The organism is Blastococcus sp. LR1, from assembly GCF_020166105.1.
In the GTDB taxonomy this organism is placed as follows: Bacteria; Actinomycetota; Actinomycetes; order Mycobacteriales; family Geodermatophilaceae; genus Blastococcus.
On the sequence record NZ_JAIUJY010000005.1, the window covers coordinates 245,818 to 265,506 of the forward strand.

The 19,689-nt window shown below is 73.6% G+C and carries 15 protein-coding genes; 10 read left to right on the forward strand and 5 right to left on the reverse strand.

Features of this window, described 5'->3' with window-relative positions; translation table 11 throughout:
* Window position 1: 1 nt before the first annotated feature.
* Together ligA and LBW97_RS16105 are read left to right on the forward strand one after the other, a co-directional pair.
* On the forward strand, window positions 2–2,164 hold the full coding sequence (gene ligA / locus LBW97_RS16100) for an NAD-dependent DNA ligase LigA (protein WP_224500369.1): 2,163 nt from the start codon (window positions 2–4) through the stop codon (window positions 2,162–2,164).
* A 52-nt stretch (window positions 2,165–2,216) separates the two neighbouring features.
* Complete coding sequence (locus tag LBW97_RS16105; protein WP_224500370.1) at window positions 2,217–2,612, forward strand: PPOX class F420-dependent oxidoreductase; 396 nt, start codon at window positions 2,217–2,219, stop codon at window positions 2,610–2,612.
* Between the two features lie 12 nt (window positions 2,613–2,624).
* Here the strand turns inward: LBW97_RS16105 and LBW97_RS16110 are convergent, their stop codons facing one another.
* The gene (locus LBW97_RS16110) at window positions 2,625–4,556 is read right to left on the reverse strand and encodes an HNH endonuclease signature motif containing protein (protein ID WP_224500371.1); all 1,932 of its coding nucleotides are present in this window, start codon (window positions 4,554–4,556) and stop codon (window positions 2,625–2,627) included.
* A gap of 111 nt (window positions 4,557–4,667) precedes the next feature.
* Entirely contained in the window at window positions 4,668–5,342 is a 675-nt protein-coding gene (locus tag LBW97_RS16115; RefSeq protein ID WP_224500372.1) for an ACT domain-containing protein, read from the reverse strand.
* 169 nt (window positions 5,343–5,511) lie between these two features.
* Between LBW97_RS16115 and gatC the strand changes: the two genes are divergently transcribed.
* From gatC to LBW97_RS16135, 4 genes are read left to right on the forward strand one after another with little or no spacing between them, the layout of a single operon-like run.
* Entirely contained in the window at window positions 5,512–5,829 is a 318-nt protein-coding gene (gatC, locus tag LBW97_RS16120) for an Asp-tRNA(Asn)/Glu-tRNA(Gln) amidotransferase subunit GatC (protein WP_135146474.1), read from the forward strand.
* Window positions 5,826–7,352, forward strand: a complete 1,527-nt coding sequence (gatA, locus tag LBW97_RS16125) for an Asp-tRNA(Asn)/Glu-tRNA(Gln) amidotransferase subunit GatA (RefSeq protein ID WP_224500373.1) — start codon at window positions 5,826–5,828, stop codon at window positions 7,350–7,352. The genes gatC and gatA overlap by 4 nt, the downstream gene beginning before the upstream one ends.
* Complete coding sequence (gene gatB / locus LBW97_RS16130) at window positions 7,349–8,848, forward strand: Asp-tRNA(Asn)/Glu-tRNA(Gln) amidotransferase subunit GatB (RefSeq protein ID WP_224500374.1); 1,500 nt, start codon at window positions 7,349–7,351, stop codon at window positions 8,846–8,848. Before gatA ends, gatB begins: the two co-directional genes overlap by 4 nt.
* A 28-nt stretch (window positions 8,849–8,876) precedes the next feature.
* The gene (locus tag LBW97_RS16135; RefSeq protein ID WP_224500375.1) at window positions 8,877–9,446 is read left to right on the forward strand and encodes a GNAT family N-acetyltransferase; all 570 of its coding nucleotides are present in this window, start codon (window positions 8,877–8,879) and stop codon (window positions 9,444–9,446) included.
* Between the two features lie 63 nt (window positions 9,447–9,509).
* Here the strand turns inward: LBW97_RS16135 and LBW97_RS16140 are convergent, their stop codons facing one another.
* Window positions 9,510–10,643 (reverse strand): sorbosone dehydrogenase family protein, encoded by a 1,134-nt coding sequence (locus tag LBW97_RS16140; protein WP_224500376.1) that lies wholly within the window; start codon window positions 10,641–10,643, stop codon window positions 9,510–9,512.
* A 48-nt stretch (window positions 10,644–10,691) separates the two neighbouring features.
* Here LBW97_RS16140 and LBW97_RS16145 point away from each other — a divergent pair, with 48 nt between their 5' ends.
* Complete coding sequence (locus LBW97_RS16145) at window positions 10,692–11,639, forward strand: 2-hydroxyacid dehydrogenase (protein WP_224500377.1); 948 nt, start codon at window positions 10,692–10,694, stop codon at window positions 11,637–11,639.
* On the opposite strand, the gene LBW97_RS16150 is transcribed toward LBW97_RS16145, so the two are convergent.
* Both LBW97_RS16150 and LBW97_RS16155 read right to left on the reverse strand, forming a co-directional pair.
* On the reverse strand, window positions 11,633–12,004 hold the full coding sequence (locus LBW97_RS16150) for a PH domain-containing protein (RefSeq protein WP_224500378.1): 372 nt from the start codon (window positions 12,002–12,004) through the stop codon (window positions 11,633–11,635). The genes LBW97_RS16145 and LBW97_RS16150 overlap by 7 nt on opposite strands.
* A 23-nt stretch (window positions 12,005–12,027) precedes the next feature.
* Window positions 12,028–12,849 carry a helix-turn-helix transcriptional regulator gene (locus LBW97_RS16155; protein ID WP_224500379.1) on the reverse strand — a complete coding sequence of 274 codons (822 nt, stop codon included), beginning with the start codon at window positions 12,847–12,849 and terminating at the stop codon, window positions 12,028–12,030.
* Between the two features lie 83 nt (window positions 12,850–12,932).
* Between LBW97_RS16155 and ilvD the strand changes: the two genes are divergently transcribed.
* From ilvD to LBW97_RS16170, 3 genes are all read left to right on the forward strand, one after another.
* Window positions 12,933–14,645 (forward strand): dihydroxy-acid dehydratase, encoded by a 1,713-nt coding sequence (gene ilvD / locus LBW97_RS16160; protein WP_224500380.1) that lies wholly within the window; start codon window positions 12,933–12,935, stop codon window positions 14,643–14,645.
* A gap of 104 nt (window positions 14,646–14,749) precedes the next feature.
* A complete protein-coding gene (locus LBW97_RS16165; protein WP_224500381.1) occupies window positions 14,750–17,518 on the forward strand; it encodes a bifunctional diguanylate cyclase/phosphodiesterase in 2,769 nt (922 codons plus the stop codon).
* A gap of 235 nt (window positions 17,519–17,753) precedes the next feature.
* Window positions 17,754–19,622 (forward strand): acetolactate synthase large subunit, encoded by a 1,869-nt coding sequence (locus LBW97_RS16170; RefSeq protein WP_224500382.1) that lies wholly within the window; start codon window positions 17,754–17,756, stop codon window positions 19,620–19,622.
* Window positions 19,623–19,689: the final 67 nt, after the last annotated feature.

Here is a 19,689-nt window from a genome sequence, read left to right on the forward strand (position 1 = left end):
CGTGACCAGCGAGGCCGTCGAGGAACCCACTGTCGAGCAGCTGCCGGTCGGGGTGCCGACCGACCGCGAGGACCTCACCGAGGTCCCCGAGCCCGCGCGCACCCGGCACCGGGACCTCTCCGAGGAGCTCGACCGGTACGCCTTCGCGTACTACGTGCGCGACGAGCCGCTGATCAGCGACGGTCAGTACGACGAGCTGATGGGTGAGCTCAAGGCGATCGAGGTGGCGCACCCGGCGCTGGTCACGCCCGACTCGCCCAGCCAGAAGGTCAACGGCGGGTTCACCGCGACGTTCGCCCCGGTGCAGCACCTGGAGCGGATGCAGAGCCTGGACAACGCCTTCAGCAGCGACGAGCTCTCCGCCTGGGCGGCCCGCGCCGATCGCGAGGGCGCCGCGGGGGCGAGCTACCTGTGCGAGCTGAAGGTCGACGGGGTCGCCGTCGACCTGGTCTACGAGAAGGGGCGCCTGGTCCGTGCCGCGACTCGAGGGGACGGCACCACCGGCGAGGACGTCACCGCCAACGTCCGCACGATGCGCGACGTGCCGCAGCAGCTGACCGGCGAGGACGTCCCCGAACTGCTCGAGGTGCGCGGCGAGATCTACTTCCCGGTCGCCGCCTTCGCCGACGTCAACGCGGCCATGGTCGAGCAGGGCCGGCCTCCGTTCGCGAACCCGCGCAACGCCGCCGCCGGCTCGCTGCGGCAGAAGGACGCCAAGGTCACCGCCTCCCGTCCGCTGCGCCTGGTGGTGCACGGCCTGGGCGCACGGAAGGGCTTCGAGCCCGAGCAGCAGTCGGCGGCCTACGAGGGGCTCCGCGCACTCGGGCTGCCGGTGAGCGACCGGTTCGCGGTGGTCGAGGATCTCGAGGGGGTCTGGGCCTACATCGAGCGGTACCGGGAGCAGCGGCACTCGGTCGAGCACGAGATCGACGGCGTCGTGGTGAAGGTCGACCAGGTGGCGCTGCAGCGGCGTCTCGGCTCGACCTCCCGTGCGCCGCGCTGGGCGATCGCCTTCAAGTACCCGCCGGAGGAGGCGACGACGACGCTGCACGACATCCGCGTGAACGTGGGCCGCACCGGCCGGGTCACCCCGTTCGCGTACATGGAGCCGGTGAAGGTGGCCGGCTCCACCGTGCAGCTGGCCACGCTGCACAACGCCAGCGAGGTGAAGCGCAAGGGCGTGCTGATCGGCGACACCGTGGTCATCCGCAAGGCAGGCGACGTGATCCCCGAGGTGCTGGGTCCGGTGGTCGCGGCCCGCACCGGGGACGAGCGCGAGTTCGTGTTCCCCACGCACTGTCCCGAGTGCGGCACCGAGCTGCGCCCGGAGAAGGAGGGCGACGCCGACATCCGCTGCCCCAACGCCCGGTCCTGCCCGGCGCAGCTGCGGGAGCGGGTCTTCCACGTCGCCGGCCGCGGGGCGTTCGACATCGAGAACCTGGGCTACGAGGCGGCGATCGCGCTGCTGCAGAGCGAGCTGCTGTCCGACGAGGGCGACATCTTCTTCCTCGACGAGGAGCAGTTGCAGCGCTCGCCCTTCTTCACGAAGAAGAACGGCACGCTGTCGGCCAACGGCGCGAAGCTGCTGACCAACCTGCAGACCCGCAAGGACGTTCCGCTGTGGCGGGTGCTGGTTGCGCTGTCGATCCGGCACGTGGGCCCGACGGCCGCGCAGGCGCTGGCCCGTGACTTCCGGTCCATGGACCGCATCATGGCGGCCACCGAGGAGGAGCTGGCTGCTGCCGACGGGGTCGGGCCGACGATCGCGAAGTCGGTGCGGGACTGGTTCACCGTGGACTGGCACCGCGACGTCGTGGAGAAGTGGCGGCAGGCCGGTGTCCGCATGGCCGACGTCGGGGAGGACGCCCCTCCCGGGCCGCTCACCGGTGTGACCGTGGTGGTCACGGGCTCGCTGCGCGACCACAGCCGGGACCAGGCGATCGCCGCGATCCAGGAGCGTGGCGGCAAGGTCACCGGCTCGGTGTCGAAGAAGACCGGCTTCGTCGTCGTGGGCGCAGATCCCGGGAGCAAGTACGACAAGGCCGTGCAGGTGAAGGCGCCGATCCTGGACGACGACGGCTTCCAGGTGCTGCTCGACGAGGGACCGGACGCCGCTCGCGAGGTGGCCACCATCGGCGACGGGAGCGCCCCGGCGGACGAGTGACGCCGGTGGGCGAGGGTAGAGGCGGGGCCCAGCCCACCGGAAGGACCTCCGCGTGTTCCTGCCCGACGCACTGATCGACCTGCTCCGCCGTCCCAGCCCGTGCTTTCTCTCGACCCTCATGCCTGACGGCTCCCCGCAGATGACGCAGACCTGGGTCGACACCGACAGGCACGACGTCCTGATCAACACCGTGCGCGGGCACCAGAAGGTCCGCAATGTCGAGCGCGACCCGCGGGTGGCCCTCAACGTGGCCGATCCTGACGACCCGAGCCGCTACTTCGAGGTGCGCGGCCGCGTCATCGAGGTCACCGAGGACGGCGCCCGCCAGCACATCGACGAGCTCGCCCAGCGCTACATCGGCCGTCCGTACCCGTGGTTCGGCGGCCGGGACCAGGTTCGCCTGCTGGTCCGGATCTCTCCGGAGAAGGTGACATCGCCGCGCGGCTGAGCATCGCTGGCGTCAGAACGGCGGGGGAGCGGTGCTCGCGACCAGGCCGCTCGGCGTGGTCACCGTGAGCGTGCCGCCGGCGGCGAGCTCGTGCCGCCACCCCGGCGCCTGGTGCTTGCCGCGATGGTGGCCGGTGCAGTAGCCGGTCAGGTTCTCCGCGCTCGTCGGGCCGTCCGGATAGGGACGGTCGTGGTCGAGCTCCCCGCCGAGCGGCACCCGGCGCCGGCAGCCGGGGAACCGGCAGCGCCGGTCGCGGGCACGCACGAACCGGTCGAGTGCCCGTCCCGGGCGGTAGCCGGCCGTCGGTCCGGGTGGACCCAGTCCGAGGCCCGCGATCGCCCGGCGGCGGAGGTCGGTGCTGTCGGTGAGCGCGAGCAGCGCGCCGGTCAGCTCGTCGACCACAGCGATGCGGGGCCGGTCGAGCAGTGTTCCGCCCGCGCTCGCGTCCAGCAGCGCGGCCAGCGCCTCCCGCTGCGATCGACTGGCGGCGAGGAGGGCATCGAGGTCGGTGGGTGCGGTCGTCACCCGGCCGGCGGGGCTCCGCTGCCAGGTCGCCTCGTCGTCCTCGTCGGCACGCTGGGCGTCGGCCACGCTCCGCCGGGCATGGCTCAGCGTGCGATGCAGCTGCGCCACCCCAGCGCTCGCCGCCTCGAGGGCGCGCCGAGCCGCTGTCCAACCGGCCGGTTCGGGCAGCGGTGCAGCGTCGGCGTCGGCGTCATGGGCGGAATCGGGGTCGCGGTGCGGGCCGTCATCTGAGTTGGTGTCGCCGCGAGCATCTGCGACGTCTGCGTCCGCCGGCGGTCCCTGGTCCCACCAGCGGGCGAGCACGTCGTCCGGCGGATCGTCCTCGCCGCCCCACTCGCCGCGCAGTGCACGGGCCTCAACCTCGGCCCACCAGCGCTCGTCGGCTGCCCGCCAGGCTTCCGGCCAGGTGTCGGTCGACCACTCGTCGACCGGGCCGGGGGAAGGGGCCGGCGGATCGAAGGGGTCGGCGTCTCGATCGGTGTCGGCGTCAGCAGCGGGCAGCAGACCGAGGGCGACGGCAAGGGCCCGAACCATCTCCGCGGAGACCGGGTCCGAGCCGATCTCGCCGGGCTGGTCGCCGCCGAGCAGGGCTCGCACCCCTGCCACGACGGTCAACTGCGCCTGCACCGGCCGAAGCCCGTTCTCGCCCGGCCGCAGCACGAGGTCGAGCAGGCAGTCCGCCATCTTCTGGCCGCGGGTGCGGTGATCGTCTGGGTCGTCGAGCGCATCGGCGTACCGGCCGAGCGCATCGAGCAGCGCCTGCGCCTCGGGGATCGTCAGCAGTGCGTCGAACACCGCCATGCCCTCGCGGCGGTCGGCTCGCACACCGACGCCTCGCTCGCGCAGCGCCGCGGCCAGCCGTGCCGCTTCGTCGCGGGCGTCCCGGGCAAGGCCGAGCCGGCGCGCCTTGGCACCCAGCTGCGCCGGGGTGGTGACCCGGCCCGCCATCCACTCCAGCAGCTCCTGCTCGACGGCGGCACGCTTCTTCGGGTCGGCGATCGGCGCGACCTTCTCGAGCATCGGCCAGAGGTGGCCGGAATGCAGCTCTCCGCGTTCCAGGGCCTCGAGCGTCCGAGGCAGGCGGTGCACGAGCGTGAGGGAGCGGACGAGCAACTGCTCGGCTGCCTGGGACGAGATGCACAGAGCGACCACCATCTCCTGGGTGACCCACTCGCTGACGTCCGCGAGCACCTGAGGTCGCGCGACGCGGCGCTCGGCGCTCATCGCGCCGGGCTGCCCGGGTTGACGATCGGCAGAGGCAGGGTGGGCGGCGGCGAACTCAGCCACCGCACGCGCTCGCAGCGCGGTCTGATGGGCGATCTCCCGATCCGCGGCCTGCACCGCCCCGAGCGGTCCGGAGGCCCAGCCGGCGCCGGGTGCGGACAACCCGTCCACTGTGCGCGTCGCCGGCTCGCTCATGCGTTCGATCATATGTTCGAACCGGAGCCGGCGCAAGCGGAAATGTGCAGGTGGGAAGGGTGATTGCCGGGTGCCGGGTGCCCGGGACGGATGGCGGGGTGCCGAGCGCGCTCAGACCGGGGGCAGCTGGGCCACGGTCGCCGCGATGCCGATCAGGTGCGCCAGTCGCAGCAGCTCGGACCGGCGGAAGGCCGGGCCCCCCGACCGCCCGAGGACGACCGCCCGCCCCGCGCCGTAGGGCACCGCCATCATCTCGATGGCCATCTCCTGCCAGCGCTCGGGCAGCCACGGGTCGTCGCTGGGCAGCAGGCGCGGGCCGTCCAGCGGGAGCCACGGCAGCGTCAGGCCGACGAACGACGGCGCTGCCTCCGAGGCCGCGAGCACCGCGTCCACCGCGAGCGCTGCCGGCTGCGCGGCGCCGTCGATGATCGCCGCCCAGCCGCTGTGGAAGACGCGGGGCAGCTCGGCGGTGAGCAGCTCGGCAGGCGCCCGGTCGCCACGGGACAGCGCGTCCAGCAGATCGAGCTCGCGGTGGGTGTCCAGCGGCCCGGCGAAGGGGCGCAGCGACTCGACCTGCACGCCGTCCACGGCCTGCGCGACGGTGATCAGGTTGTCGGGCAGCCGGTCGCCCGGCAGCTCGACGACGACGTCGTCCACGGCGATGCCGTTGCCCCGCTCGAGCACGTCCACCGAGACGATGTCGATGCCCGCGGTGCCCAGGGCGGTGGCCACCGCGCCGAGGACGCCAGGACGGTCGGGCACCACGAGGCGCAGGAGATAGGACACGGTTCCTCCGGGGGAGTCCTCGCAGGTTCGGGCCGATCTCCGTCGATCGCGGTCCGGGGCAGCCTCTCACGCTGGTCAGGACCCTGAGCGCCCCACGTACAGTGACCCGGTCACGTCCCGGCCCGAGAGCGGGCCGCCGGGCATCGCCGAAGTGGAGTTCCACCGCAGCATGAGCACCCCCTCCCCGAAGGGCCAACTGACCCGCGACGAGGTGGCGCACCTGGCGCACCTGTCCCGGCTGGCGGTGAGCGACGAAGAGCTCGATCTCTTCGCCGGTCAGCTCGCAGCCGTGCTCGACGCCGTCGCGCAGGTCGGCAAGGCCGACGTCGCCGACGTCACCCCGACCACGCACGCGGTGCCGATGACGAACGTCATGCGGCCCGATGTCGCCCGTCCGAGCCTGCCGCGCGACGTCGTCCTGGCCGGTGCCCCGGCCGCCGAGGACGACCGCTTCCGCGTGCCCCGCATCCTGGGGGAGGAGGCGTGAGCGCCGACGTCACCTCCAGCAGCGCGGCCGACCTGAGCAGCGCGCTGCAGTCCGGCGAGCTCAGCTCCGTCGAGGTCACCCGCGCGTACCTGGACGCGATCGCCGCGCAGGACGAGTCGATCGGCGCCTACCTGCACGTGGACGCCGACGCCGCGCTGACGGCCGCGGGCGAGATCGACGCCGCCCGCGCCAAGGGCGAGGAGCTCGGCCCGCTGGCCGGCGTGCCGATGGCGCTCAAGGACGTCGTCGTCACCGAGGGCGTGCCCACCACCAGCGGCTCGAAGATCCTCGAGGGCTGGCGCCCGCCGTACGACGCGACGCTGGCCGCCCGGCTCAAGGCCGCCGGCACGGTGCTCCTCGGCAAGACCAACATGGACGAGTTCGCGATGGGCTCCTCCACCGAGAACTCCGCCTACAAGGTCACCCGCAACCCCTGGGACACCGACCGCATCCCCGGCGGCTCCTCGGGTGGTTCGTCGGCGGCGGTCGCCGCCGGGCTGGCCCCGTGGGCGATCGGCACCGACACCGGCGGTTCGATCCGCCAGCCGGCCGCCGTCACCGGCCTGGTCGGCCACAAGCCCACGTACGGCTCGGTCTCCCGCTACGGGCTCATCGCCTTCTCCTCGAGCCTGGACCAGGCCGGCCCCATGACGCGGACGGTGCTCGACGCCGCCCTGCTGCACGAGGCCATCGCCGGTCACGACCCGATGGACTCCACGAGCATCGACTCCCCGGTGCCGCTGCTCACCGAGGCGGCCCGCCGCGGCGCCGAGGGCGATCTGTCCGGTCTCAAGGTCGGCGTCGTCACCGAGCTCGGGGGCGACGGCCACGCGGGTGGCTACGACGCCGGCGTGCTGGAGCGCGTCGCCGAGGCGGTGGCGTTGCTGGAGAGCATGGGCGCGGAGGTCCGTCAGGTCTCCTGCCCGGCCTTCGACCTGGCGCTTCCCGCCTACTACCTGATCGCCCCCAGCGAGGCCTCGTCCAACCTGGCCCGCTTCGACGGCGTCCGTTTCGGACTCCGGGTCGGCGACGACGGCAGCCGCGACCTCGACGAGGTCATGGCGATGACCCGCGAGCAGGGCTTCGGCCCCGAGGTGAAGCGCCGGATCATCCTGGGCACCTACGCCCTGTCCAGCGGCTACTACGAGGCCTACTACGGGCAGGCGCAGAAGGTCCGCACCCTGATCACCCGGGACTTCACCACCGCCTGGGACGACGTCGACGTGCTGGTCAGCCCGACCAGCCCGACGGTCGCCTGGAACATCGGCGACCGCGTCGACGACCCGGTCGCCATGTACGCCGCCGACCTCTGCACGCTGCCCGCCAGCCTCGCGGGCGTGCCGGCCATCTCGGTGCCCTGCGGCCTGTCCGAGGGGCTGCCCGTCGGCTTCCAGGTCATGGCACCCGCACTGGCCGACGACCGCTGCTACCGCGTGGCCGCGGCGCTGGAGGCCGCGCAGGACGCCGCCCGCGGGCACGCCCTGCTGGCCGGGATCGGCACCAAGGAGAACACCCCCTCATGAGCGACACCCTGGTCGACTTCGACGAGGTCCTGACCCGCTACGAGCCGGTCATCGGCCTGGAGACCCACGTCGAGCTGGGCACCGCGTCGAAGATGTTCTGCGGCTGCTCGACGACGTTCGGCGCGGAGCCCAACACGCAGACCTGCCCGGTCTGCCTGGGCCTGCCCGGCTCGCTGCCGGTGGTCAACGCCGACGCCATCGAGTCCACGATCCGCATCGGCCTCGCGCTGGGCTGCCGGATCGCCTCCTGGTCGCGGTTCGCGCGGAAGAACTACTTCTACCCGGACATCCCCAAGGGCTTCCAGACCAGCCAGTACGACGAGCCGCTGTGCACCGCCGGGCACCTGGACGTCGAACTGGACGGCGAGACCTACCGGGTGGAGATCGAGCGGGTCCACATCGAGGAGGACACCGGCAAGAACCTCCACGTCGGTGGCGCCACGGGCCGGATCCACGGCGCCGACCACTCGCTGGTCGACTACAACCGCGCCGGCATCCCGCTGGTCGAGATCGTGACCCGGCCGATCCCGGGCACCGGTGCCAAGGCGCCCGAGGTGGCCCGCGCCTACGTCACCGAGCTGCGCGAGATCCTGCTCGCGCTCGGCGTCTCCGAGGTGCGGATGGAGCAGGGCAACCTGCGGTCGGACGTCAACACCTCGCTGGCCCCCATCGGCAGCCTGGACTGGGGCACCCGCACCGAGACCAAGAACGTGAACTCGCTGCGCTCGGTGGAGCGCTCGGTGCGCTACGAGATGCGCCGTCAGGCCGCGCTCCTCGACGCCGGCGAGCGCATCGTGCAGGAGACGCGGCACTTCCACGAGGACACCGGCAGCACGTCGGACGGGCGGAGCAAGGAGGAGGCCACCGACTACCGGTACTTCCCCGAGCCCGACCTGGTGCCGCTCGCCCCCGACGAGGAGTGGATCGAGACGCTCCGGGTCGCGCTGCCCGAGCTGCCCGCCGCCCGCCGGATCCGGCTGCGCGAGGAGTGGGGCCTCTCCGACGCCGAGATGGCGTGGATCGTCAACGCCGGCGCCGTCGGCCTGGTCAGTGACACCGTCGCCGCCGGGGCCACGCCCGCCGACGCCCGCAAGTGGTGGCTGGGCGAGCTCGCCCGCCGCGCCAACGACAGCGGCGTCGAGCTGATCGAGCTGCCGGTCACGCCGAAGCAGGTCGCCGAGCTGGCCGGGCTGGTCGCGGCCGGCACGGTCAACGACCAGCTGGCCCGGCAGGCGCTGGACGGCGTCCTCGCCGGCGAGGGGAACCCGGGGGCGGTCGTCGAGTCGCGCGGGCTGGCCGTCATGGGCGACTCCGACGAGCTGGTCGCCGCGGTCGACGCCGCCATCGAGGGCAACCCCGACGTCGCCGACAAGGTGCGCGCCGGCAAGGTCCAGGCGATCGGCGCGCTCGTGGGCGCGGTCATGAAGACCACCCGGGGCAAGGCCGACGCCGCGACCGTGAAGCGCATGCTCGAGGAGCGCCTCGTCAGCTCCTGACGCCCCCGGCAGCTCCTAACCTCAGGGTGTGGAGCTGCCGGAGGTGGAGCTGCGGCCGCTGCGGCGGTCGGACTTCCCCCTGCTGGCGCGGTGGCTCGCCGAGCCCCTGGTCGCCCGCTGGTGGAACGACGACCCCGCGGCGGTCGAGGAGCAGTACGGGCCGTCCGTCGACGGCTCTGATCCGACCGCGGTGTACCTGGGGGTGCACGCGGGGGAGCCGTTCGGGCTGGTGCAGGTCTACCGGTTCGCCGACGAGCCCGAGTCGCTGGCCGAACTGAGCGCCGTCTGCCCGGTGCCGGACGGCGCCCTGAGCATCGACTACCTGATCGGCGTGCCGGACGCCCGCGGACGAGGTCTGGCGACGGCGCTCATCGCCGCGGCGGTCGCCCGCGGCTTCGCCGACCACCCTGATGCGCAGGACGTGCTGGTCCCGGTCGCGCGCGGCAACGAGGCGTCGTGGCGGGCCCTGCGCCGCGCCGGCGCCACCCGGTACGCCGACGGCGAGCTGACCCCGGACAACCCGGTGGACGCGCGCGACCACGTCGTCCACCGATTCACGCGCGCCGAGTGGGCCCCGGAGGGGTCCGCGCAGGCGTGACCCAACGGCTTCACGCAGGCCGGGACGGCACATGGCCGCGGTGCGATCCGGAGGATCGCAGTGTCATAGCGGCGAGGAGGCCTGACCGCCGGGGGGACGGATGCGCAGGACGCGGTCGTCGTCGGGGCCGGGGACGCCGATGCCGTCCTTGTTCGACGTGGTGATCCACAGTGCGCCCTCGGCGTCGAGCACCACTGTGCGCAGCCGGCCGTACTGGCCACCCAGCACCTCGTCGGTGGCGTCCTCGATCGGGTTGCCCTCGTCGTCGAGGGTGAGCACGTGCACGCGCTCCCCGTCGCGGGCGCCGAGGAAGACGGTGCCGTTGGCGACCGCGCAGCCGCCGAGCCCCCCCTCCTCCGGGAGCACCGAGGCGAGCGGCGGCCGCGTGGCGTCGCCCTGGTCGGTGATCACCTCGAGTTCGTCGGGGCCGTCCCGCGACTCGTCGGTCGCGTACATCCGCTCCTCGTCCTGGCACAGCGCCGTGACGTCTCGGTGCCCGCGGCTGAACACCGGGCTGGGCCCGCCGACCGGCCGGCCGAAGACGTCGATGCGCAGGACCTTGCCGGCGAGGGACGCCGGATCCGCGGCGAGCGCGGGGTTCCCCGTGTCGCCGGTGCCGACGTAGAGGTTGCCGTCGAGGCCGGTGAGCAGGCCGCCGCCGTTGCTCACCTCGCCCCGTGGGATGCCGGTGAGCACCGCGTTCGGGACGCCGCCGATCGGGAAGCGCACCACCCGGTTGTCGGTCGCCGTCGTCAGGTAGGCGAAGAGCAGGCCGTCCTCGGGGAACGTGGGGGAGAGGGCGAGGCCGAGCAGCCCGCCGTCGCCGGCGGTGTCGATGCCGGGCACGACCATGAGCTCCTTGGCCGGGGAGCGGTCGGGGAAGACCTGGAGCAGGCGCCCGGTCTCCCGCTCGCCCACGATCGCCGTGCCGTCGGGGAGCAGGACCAGGCCGGTGGGCACGGTGAGGCCGGAGGCGACGACGTTCGCGTCTCCCTCCTCCTCGCCCGAACCGGGCTGCGCCGGGCCGCCGGGCGCCTGGGGAGCCGGCGGACGGCCCACCTCCGGCGGCGCGCCCTCGGGGAGCGGGCGGAAGGGGCCGGCGGGCTCGTAGCCGTCGTCGCCGCAGCCGGCCAGGAGCGCGGTGGCGAGCAGGGCGGCGGCCAGTCGAGCAATCCGCGTCCGTGACCGTCCTCCCACCCGGATCACAGTACGTGCGCCGACGGGGGTGACGCCTAGAGTCCGGGCGTGGCGCATCTTCCCCTGGAACCCGGCGAGACCCTGCACGTCCTCGTGCCCTCCCGCGCGATCGGTGCCGCGGTCGAGGCGGTCTCGCCCCGGGTGCGGGCCCACCGCGTCGACGCCGCGGACGGGCCGCCCATCGGGGAGGCCGCGCTGGCACAGGCGTGGGTGCCGCGTTCGGACGGCGCCGCGCTCCCCGGCCGCGAGTTCTTCGAGGCCCTGCCGCGGTTGCGACTCGTGCAGCTGCTCAGCGCGGGCGCGGAGACCTTCGTCGGCCGGCTGCCCGACGGCCTGGTGCTGTGCAACGCCCGCGGCGCGCACACGCCCTCGACGGCGGAGTGGGCGGTGGCGGCCGCGCTGGCCGCGCAGCGCGGGCTGCCCTTCTTCGTGCGGGAGCAGGACGCCGGCCGGTGGTCGTTCGGCACCCACCGGTCCCTGGTCGGCGCGCGGGTCCTGGTGGTCGGCGCGGGGGACATCGGCCGCGCGATCGGGCGGATGCTGGCCGGCTTCGACGTCGAGCTCACCTACGTCGCACGCACCGCGCGCGACGGCGTCCGGTCGACCGCGGATCTGCCCGAGCTGCTGCCCGACGCCGACGTCGTGGTCCTGATCGTGCCGGCCACCCCGGAGACCCGCGGCATGGTGGACGCCGCGTTCCTCGGCGCCATGAAGGACGGCGCGCTGCTGGTCAACGCCGCCCGCGGCGTCGTCGTGGACACCGACGCGCTGCTCGCCGAGCTCACCTCCGGCCGGCTGCGGGCCGCGCTCGACGTCACCGATCCCGAGCCGCTGCCGGAGGGGCACCCGCTGTGGTCGGCTCCGGGGCTCCTGCTCACGCCGCACGTCGGCGGCGCCGTCCCGGCCACGAACGCCCGGGCCGCGGCGGCGGTGACCGAGCAGATCGCGCGGGTGCTGGACGGCCGGCCGCTGGAGAACGTCGTCGGCGACTACTGAGCGGACAGCGGGATCCGGCCGCCGGACAGCGCCGCCAGCTGCGGCAGGTCGCGCGCCCGCATCACCGGCAGCTTTAACTCGGTGCCGGCGGTGGTGACCAGCCAGAGGTCGCCGCGCCGGGCGACCCGGATCCCGGCGACGTCGGTCCACGGCACGCGACGCCGACCGAGGAGCGCCTGCAGGGTCAGGCCCTCGTCGTCGATGTCGACGCCGGTGCGCAGCACCCAGGCCGCGACTCCCACAGGGATCAGCAGCAGGACCGGAAGCCAGGGCGCGGCGAAGGCCAGTGGGACGACGCAGAGCGCGAGAAGCGCGACGGGGACGAGCGCGGTCCGGTTCATCCGCAGGCGGGCAGGGGCTTCCACGACCACCGATCCTCCCAGAGCAGTCAGCCGGCCAGGCGGGACAGCTTCGCGGCGGTGCCGGTGCCGTCGACGGCGGTGTAGACGACCAGCTGGATGCCCGGCGCGTCCGCGGGCGTCACCTGGTGGTGCTCCAGCACCAGCGGACCGACGTCGGGGTGCTCGAAGCGGCGCTCGGTCGAGGTGAACCGGTCGACGTCGTGGCTGGCCCAGCCCTCCCGGAAGTCGGGGCTGGCCGCCTGCAGCCGGGCCACCAGGTCGACGACGTCGGGATCGGTCAGGCGCGGGCCCACCTCGGCGCGGAACTGGGTGAGGAAGCGGCGGCTGTCGGCGGCCCAGTCGCCCAGCAGCGTCCGGACGGCAGGGTCGGTGAAGACCGCCCACAGCAGGTTCCGGTCCCCGGGCGGCATCGCCGCCACCCCCGGGTAGAGGCGCTCGTAGGCGGAGTTCCAGCCGACGATCGACCAGCTCGAGGTGATCGCGTAGACGGGGGAGGGGATCAGTGCGTCCATCAGCCGCTGCAGGTGCGGGGGCACTCCGTCGAAGGCGGGGGAGGGCTGCGCCCCGCCGTGCCCGGAGAGGCGCAGCAGGTACTCGTGCTCGGCCGGCGAGAGCCGCAGCGTGCGGGCCAGGGCGTCCATCACCTGCCGGGAGGGGTGGATGTCCCTGCCCTGCTCCAGCCACGTGTACCAGGTGTGGCTGACCCCGGCGAGGAGCGCGACCTCCTCCCGGCGCAGGCCCGGCGTCCGGCGGTTGCCGCCCGCGGGGAGCCCGACCGCCGCGGGGCTCACCTGGCGACGGCGGGAACCGAGGAACTCGGCCAGCTCGCGGCGGGCGGAGGAGGGCACGGCCGGCTCCGTTCGGTGGTGGTGTCGGTACCAGTATCAACGCACACTCGGCCGCCCCGGGAGACGGGCATACGATCGCCGGCGTGACGACCGTGGAAGACCGCCCGACCGGCAGCGACACCGCCAACATGAAGCCCCGCAGCCACGAGGTGACCGACGGGGACGCGAAGGCGCCCGCGCGCGCCATGCTGCGCGCCGTCGGCATGGGCGACGACGACTTCAGCAAGCCGCAGATCGGGGTGGCCTCGTCCTGGAACGAGATCACCCCCTGCAACCTCTCGCTGGACCGGCTGGCCAAGCGGGCCAAGGAGGGCGTGCACGCCGCCGGCGGCTTCCCGCTGGAGTTCGGCACGATCTCCGTCTCCGACGGCATCTCCATGGGTCACGAGGGCATGCGCGCCTCGCTGGTCTCCCGCGAGGTCATCGCCGACTCGGTCGAGACGGTCATGTTCGCCGAGCGGCTCGACGGCTCGGTGCTGCTGGCCGGCTGCGACAAGTCGCTGCCCGGGATGCTGATGGCCGCCGCCCGCCTCGACCTGGCCAGCGTCTTCCTCTACTCGGGCTCGACGCTGCCCGGCAAGCTCGGCGACCGCGACGACCTGACGATCATCGACGTCTTCGAGGCCGTCGGCGCCTGCGCGCGCGGGCTGATCACCCGCGAGGAGCTGACCGCGATCGAGAAGGCGGCCTGCCCGGGTCAGGGGTCCTGCGGCGGCATGTACACCGCCAACACGATGGCCAGCGTGGCCGAGGCGCTCGGCATGGCGCTGCCCGGCAGCGCCGCCCCGCCGGCGCCCGACAGCCGCCGCGACGCGTTCGCCGTCGCCTCCGGCGAGGCCGTGGTGAACCTGCTCCGCAAGGGCATCACCGCCCGCCAGATCATGACCAAGGAGGCGTTCGAGAACGCCATCACCGTCGTCATGGCGCTCGGCGGCTCGACCAACGCCGTCCTGCACCTGCTGGCCATCGCGCACGAGGCGCAGGTCGACCTCACGCTCGACGACTTCAACCGGATCGGCGACCGCACGCCGCACCTGGCCGACGTGAAGCCCTTCGGCCGGTTCGTCATGACCGACATCGACCGCGTCGGCGGCGTCCCGGTCGTGCTGCGCGCGCTGCTCGACGCCGGCCTGCTGCACGGCGACGTGCTCACCGTGACCGGCAAGACCATGGCCGAGAACCTCGCCGAGATCGCCCCGCCGGACCTCGACGGCACGATCGTGCACGCGATGAACAACCCGATCCACAAGACCGGTGGCCTGACGATCCTGCGCGGCTCGCTCTCCCCGGAGGGCGCGGTCGTGAAGTCCGCGGGCTTCGACGCCGAGGTCTTCGAGGGCACCGCCCGCGTGTTCGACGGCGAGCAGGGCGCCATGGACGCCGTCACCGAGGGCACCCTCAAGCCGAATGACGTCGTCGTCATCCGCTACGAGGGCCCCCGCGGTGGTCCGGGCATGCGCGAGATGCTCGCCGTCACCGGCGCGATCAAGGGCGCGGGCCTCGGCAAGGACGTCCTGCTGCTCACCGACGGCCGGTTCTCCGGTGGCACCACGGGCCTCTGCGTCGGGCACATCGCACCCGAGGCGGCCGACGGCGGGCCCATCGCCTACGTCCGGGACGGCGACCGGATCCGGCTGGACCTCTCGACCCGCACGCTGGACCTGCTCGTCGACGAGGCGGAGCTGGCCGAGCGGAAGGTCGGCTGGGAGCCGCTGCCGGCGCGGTACACCACCGGCGTCCTCGGCAAGTACGCCAAGCTCGTCGGCTCGGCGGCGCAGGGCGCGATCTGCGGCTGACCCCTCCATGGGGTGACCCGGGGGCCGGGTCGGCTGCGATGCCGACCCGGCCCTGCCGACGTCACAGGTGTGGACGGACGACGGTCGAGCTGGCGGGGTGCACGATGACCCCCGTCTCGCGCCTGCGCGGCGCACCCCGGCATGCCGTCCCCGTCCCGAGCGTTCCGGCCGGCCAGGACCCGCGGTCCCGGCGTGAGTCCGTCGCCGCGCTGACCGTGCTGGGCGTGCTGACCCTGGTCGCGGTGGCGTCACGCGTCGCGCTCGTCGCGGGGACGTCCTGGATCTTCCCGCTGCTGCTCGCTCTCGCCTCGGCGCTGGCCGCCGTGGTGGTCGCGCGGCACAGTCGCCGGCTGGATCCCCGTTCCCGGCGTCCGTGGCAGGTGCTGTCCGCGATCGCGGGACTGCTCGTCGTCGCGGAACTGATCTACCTCGTCGACCCGGCCGGGTCGCAGAGCGTCGTCGCGCAGGTGCCGCAGGTCCTCGCCGCCCCCCTGGGCATCGCTGCCTGCCTGCTCCTGCTGCCGTCCCGGGCCCGCCGACGCCCCGGGCTGCGCGAGCTGCTCGACAGCGGCATCGTCCTCCTGGCCGTCGTGCTGGTCGGGGTCCTCGTGCTGGCCGACGCGGTCGCCGGCAGTCGCGGATTCGTGGGCGCGCTCATGGTCATCGGCTATCCCGTCACCGGTGCGCTGCTGTGCGGCGTGGCGCTCATGACCGTCTCCCGCGTCGACCCTGCCCGGCGCAGGGCCGCGGTGTGGCTGCTGGTGACGGTCGCCTCCTTCGCGGTGGTGGCCGTCGCCGGCGCGCTCGCCAACGTCCTGGGCGCCGGCACCTCGCACGTGATCACGATCGTCGCCTGGACGGGGATGCTCGCTGCCGCCATTTCCGCGGTGGACAGCGACCCGGGCGCGCCGGTGGAGAGCCCGGAGGAGTCGCCGCGACCGGCCCTGTTCGGTGTCGTCGTCGGTCAGGCGACCGCCTACGGCGTCACCGGCGTCGTCGTCGTGATGGTGAGCGCGGGCCACACCTTCTCGCTCCTGGAGCAGATCCTGATCGGCCTGGTCGTGCTGCAGACCTCGGTGCGCGGTCTGCTGTGGGCTGCCGACGGCCGCCGGCTCACCCGCCGCATGGAGCAGACGGAGGCCTACTTCCGGGCCCTGGCCGCGAGTGCGGAGGACGTCACCGTCGTCCTGGACGACGAGGGCCGGGTCCGGTGGGTCTCCGGCTCCGCCTCGACCCAGCTCGGCTGGTCCGCGCGCGAGCTGACCGACCGCGTCGTCGCCGACCTCGTCGATCCCGCCGACCACGCCGTCCTCGGCCGGGTGCTCTCCGGTGGCGGCGCCGCAGCCGCGGCGCCGCCCGTCGTCCGGCTCCGCACCCGCACGGGGGAGTGGCGCGACGTGGAGCTCTCCGGTGCCGCGCGCGCCGGTGTTCCGGGCACGGGGCTGCGCGAGGGTCTCGTGCTGCACCTCCGCGACGTCACCGCCCGCCGCTCCGACCAGCGCGAGCTCGAGCGCATGGCCTACACCGACTACCTGACCGGGCTGCCGAACCGGGCCCGCTTCATGGCCGACCTGCAGGAGGCGCACGTCCGGGCGGCGGCCGGCGAGGCCGCCTGCGTGCTGCTGGTCGACCTCGACGGCTTCAAGGCGGTCAACGACGTCGCCGGACACGAGGCGGGCGACCAGGTGCTGGTCCAGGTGGCCGAGCTGCTGCGGGCCGGCGCACGGGAGCAGGACCTGGTGGCCCGGCTCGGCGGGGACGAGTTCGCCCTGCTGGTTCCCGGTAGCCCCGAGGAGGCCGAGGGACTGGCCGAGCGGCTCGTCGTCGTCCTGGACCGCACGTTCCGTGCCTCCTCGCCCGGCGCGGAAGGCGCCGGCCCGCTCTTCGCGGTCTCCGGCAGCATCGGGCTGGCCCGGCTCGACGGCTCCGGCGACGCGCCGGCCGCCGTCCGGCAGGCAGACCTCGCTCTGCGTGCGGCGAAGGCCGCCGGCAAGCGCTGCGTGCGCTCCTCCGGCGACGCCGTCGACGCCGCGATCGGCCGGCGCACCCGCCTCGCCCGCGACCTGCCCGCGGCTCTGGCCGAGGGCCAGCTGCGGGTGCTCTACCAGCCCGTCGTCGGCGTGCACGACCGGCGGATCCTCGGGCTGGAGGCGCTCGTGCGGTGGGAGCACCCGCTGCTCGGGATCGTGCCGCCGGACGAGTTCATCCCGCTCGCGGAGGAGGACGGCCTGATCGTCCCGCTGGAGCGCTGGGTGCTCGGCGTCGCGACGCGGCACGCGGCCGTCCTGCTGGCCGACGGGTGGGACGTCCAGATGGGCGTCAACGTCTCGGTGCGGCACCTGCAGGCCGGCTGCCTGGCCCCCGACGTCGCCGCTGCTCTGGCGGCCGCCCAGCTCCCGCCGGGCAAGCTGGTCCTCGAGCTGACCGAGTCGGTGCTGCTGGACACCCACGACGCACTGCTCAGCGACCTGGAGACGGTCCGGGGGATGGGCGTCGTGCTGGCGCTCGACGACTTCGGACGGGGCTGGTCCTCGCTGGCCTACCTCGCGCGGCTGCCCGTGCAGGTGCTCAAGATGGACAAGGAGTTCATCGCCGGCATCGAGACCGGCCCCCGCGGTCGCGCCCTGGTGGCCAGCGTCGTCGAGCTGGGCCGCACCCTGGGCATGGACGTCGTCGCCGAGGGCGTGGAGACCGAGGAGCAGCTGGTCGAGCTGCAGTCGATGAACTGCACCTTCCTGCAGGGCTACCTCTTCGGGCGGCCCATGCCGTTCGACGACCTGGTCGCCCTGCTGGACTCCTTCGATCCCACGGTCCTGGACGCCGACGTCGCAGAAATGGACGCGGGTGTCCACGTGGTGGGACACGGCGGTTGACGCAGCGGCGTCCTGAGGCGCACAGTGTCGGAGTGCCTCGCACCAGCATGCCCGCAGACGCCCGCACCAGCGGCGTCCTCGTACTCGCCTAGCGCGTCCGGTCACCGACCGACGCGCTGACCCTTCGTGCCCGCGGGCACGAGGGGTTTTTTGTTGGCCGTGACCTGCCGCGCAGCGAGCACGCTGTCCGTCGCACCAGCCCGAACCACGCCGCAAGGCACAGGAGATCCGCGCGATGACCACCACCCCCACCGAGGCCGCCAGCCGGGAGGCTGCCGAAGCCCTGACCGGCGTCGAGACGACGGCCCGCTCCGTCGCCGAGAGCGCCGCCGAGCCCGCCACCGGCATCACCGGGGCCCAGAGCCTCGTCCGCTCCCTCGAGGCAGTCGGCGTCGAGGTCATCTTCGGGATCCCCGGCGGCGCGATCCTGCCGGCCTATGACCCGCTGTTCGACTCCGCCGTCCGCCACGTGCTCGTCCGGCACGAGCAGGGCGCCGGCCACGCCGCCACCGGCTACGCGCAGGCGACCGGCCGCGTCGGCGTCTGCATCGCCACCTCCGGCCCCGGCGCGACCAACCTGGTCACCCCGCTGGCCGACGCCTACATGGACTCGGTGCCGATGGTCGCGATCACCGGGCAGGTGCCCAGCGCGGCGATCGGGACGGACGCCTTCCAGGAGGCGGACATCCGCGGCATCACGATGCCGGTCACCAAGCACAACTTCCTGGTCACCACCGCCGAGGAGATTCCGCAGCGCATCGCCGAGGCGTTCCACCTGGCCTCCACCGGGCGCCCCGGGCCGGTCCTGGTCGACATCCCCAAGGACGTCCTCCAGGCGACGACCGACTTCTCCTGGCCGCCGCGGCTGGACCTGCCGGGCTACAAGCCGACCACCCGGCCGCACGGCAAGCAGGTGCGCGAGGCGGCGACCCTGATCGCCGGCGCCTCCCGCCCGGTGCTCTACGTCGGCGGCGGCGTGCTCAAGGCCCAGGCGACCGAGGAGCTGGCCGCGCTGGCCGAGCTCACCGGCGCCCCCGTCGTCACCACGCTCATGGCGCGCGGCGCCTTCCCCGACAGCAGCCCGCAGCACCTGGGCATGCCCGGCATGCACGGCACCGTCGCCGCGGTGACGGCGCTGCAGAAGTCCGACGTCATCGTCGCCCTGGGCGCCCGCTTCGACGACCGCGTGACCGGCCAGCTCTCGAGCTTCGCGCCGGAGGCGCTGGTCGTGCACGCCGACATCGACCCGGCCGAGATCGGCAAGAACCGCAAGGCCGACGTGCCGATCGTCGGTGACGCCAAGGAGACGATCGCCCAGCTCGTCGACGCCCTGCGGGCCGAGCACGCCGCCGGGCGCACCCCCGACCTGGCCGTCTGGTGGACCCAGCTCGACGACTGGCGCGACCGCTACCCGCTCGGTTACGACTGGCCGGAGGACGGCGCGCTGTCGCCGCAGTACGTCATCGAGCGGCTGGGCGCGATCGCCGGCCCGGACGCGATCTACACCTCCGGCGTCGGCCAGCACCAGATGTGGGCCGCGCAGTTCATCAAGTACGAGAAGCCCGGCACCTGGCTCAACAGCGGCGGGCTCGGGACGATGGGCTACTCCGTCCCGGCCGCCATGGGCGCCAAGTACGGCATGCCGGAGACGACGGTCTGGGCCATCGACGGCGACGGCTGCTTCCAGATGACCAACCAGGAGCTGGCCACCTGCGCCATCGAGGGGATCCCGATCAAGGTCGCCGTCATCAACAACGGCAACCTCGGCATGGTCCGGCAGTGGCAGACCCTCTTCTACGAGGGCCGGTACTCCAACACCAAGCTGCACGCCCAGGAGGCCGACGGCACCCCCAAGAAGGTGCGCATCCCCGACTTCGTCGCGCTCGCCGAGGCGCTGGGCTGCGTCGGGCTGCGGTGCGAGTCGAAGGACGACGTCGACGCCGTGATCGAGAAGGCCATGGCGATCAACGACGCCCCGGTGGTCATCGACTTCGTCGTCGGCGCCGACGCCCAGGTGTGGCCCATGGTCGCCGCGGGCGCCAGCAACGACGCCATCCTGGCCGCGCGCGACCTGCGGCCCGTCTTCGGAGAGGGACAGGTGTAGCGGAAGGACGCCGTCCTCCTCACCCCTCGCAGGCTCGGGGCGAGCCTCTGGACGGAGCCATCCCGGT

Coding starts and splice junctions, on each gene's coding strand:
- LBW97_RS16110 (WP_224500371.1), bottom strand. CDS start 4,556: ATGAGCGAGCCGGCGACGCGCACAGTGGACGGGTTGTCCGCACCCGGC.
- gatC (WP_135146474.1), top strand. CDS start 5,512: ATGAGCACCCCCTCCCCGAAGGGCCAACTGACCCGCGACGAGGTGGCG.
- gatB (WP_224500374.1), top strand. CDS start 7,349: ATGAGCGACACCCTGGTCGACTTCGACGAGGTCCTGACCCGCTACGAG.
- LBW97_RS16165 (WP_224500381.1), top strand. CDS start 14,750: ATGACCCCCGTCTCGCGCCTGCGCGGCGCACCCCGGCATGCCGTCCCC.
- LBW97_RS16170 (WP_224500382.1), top strand. CDS start 17,754: ATGACCACCACCCCCACCGAGGCCGCCAGCCGGGAGGCTGCCGAAGCC.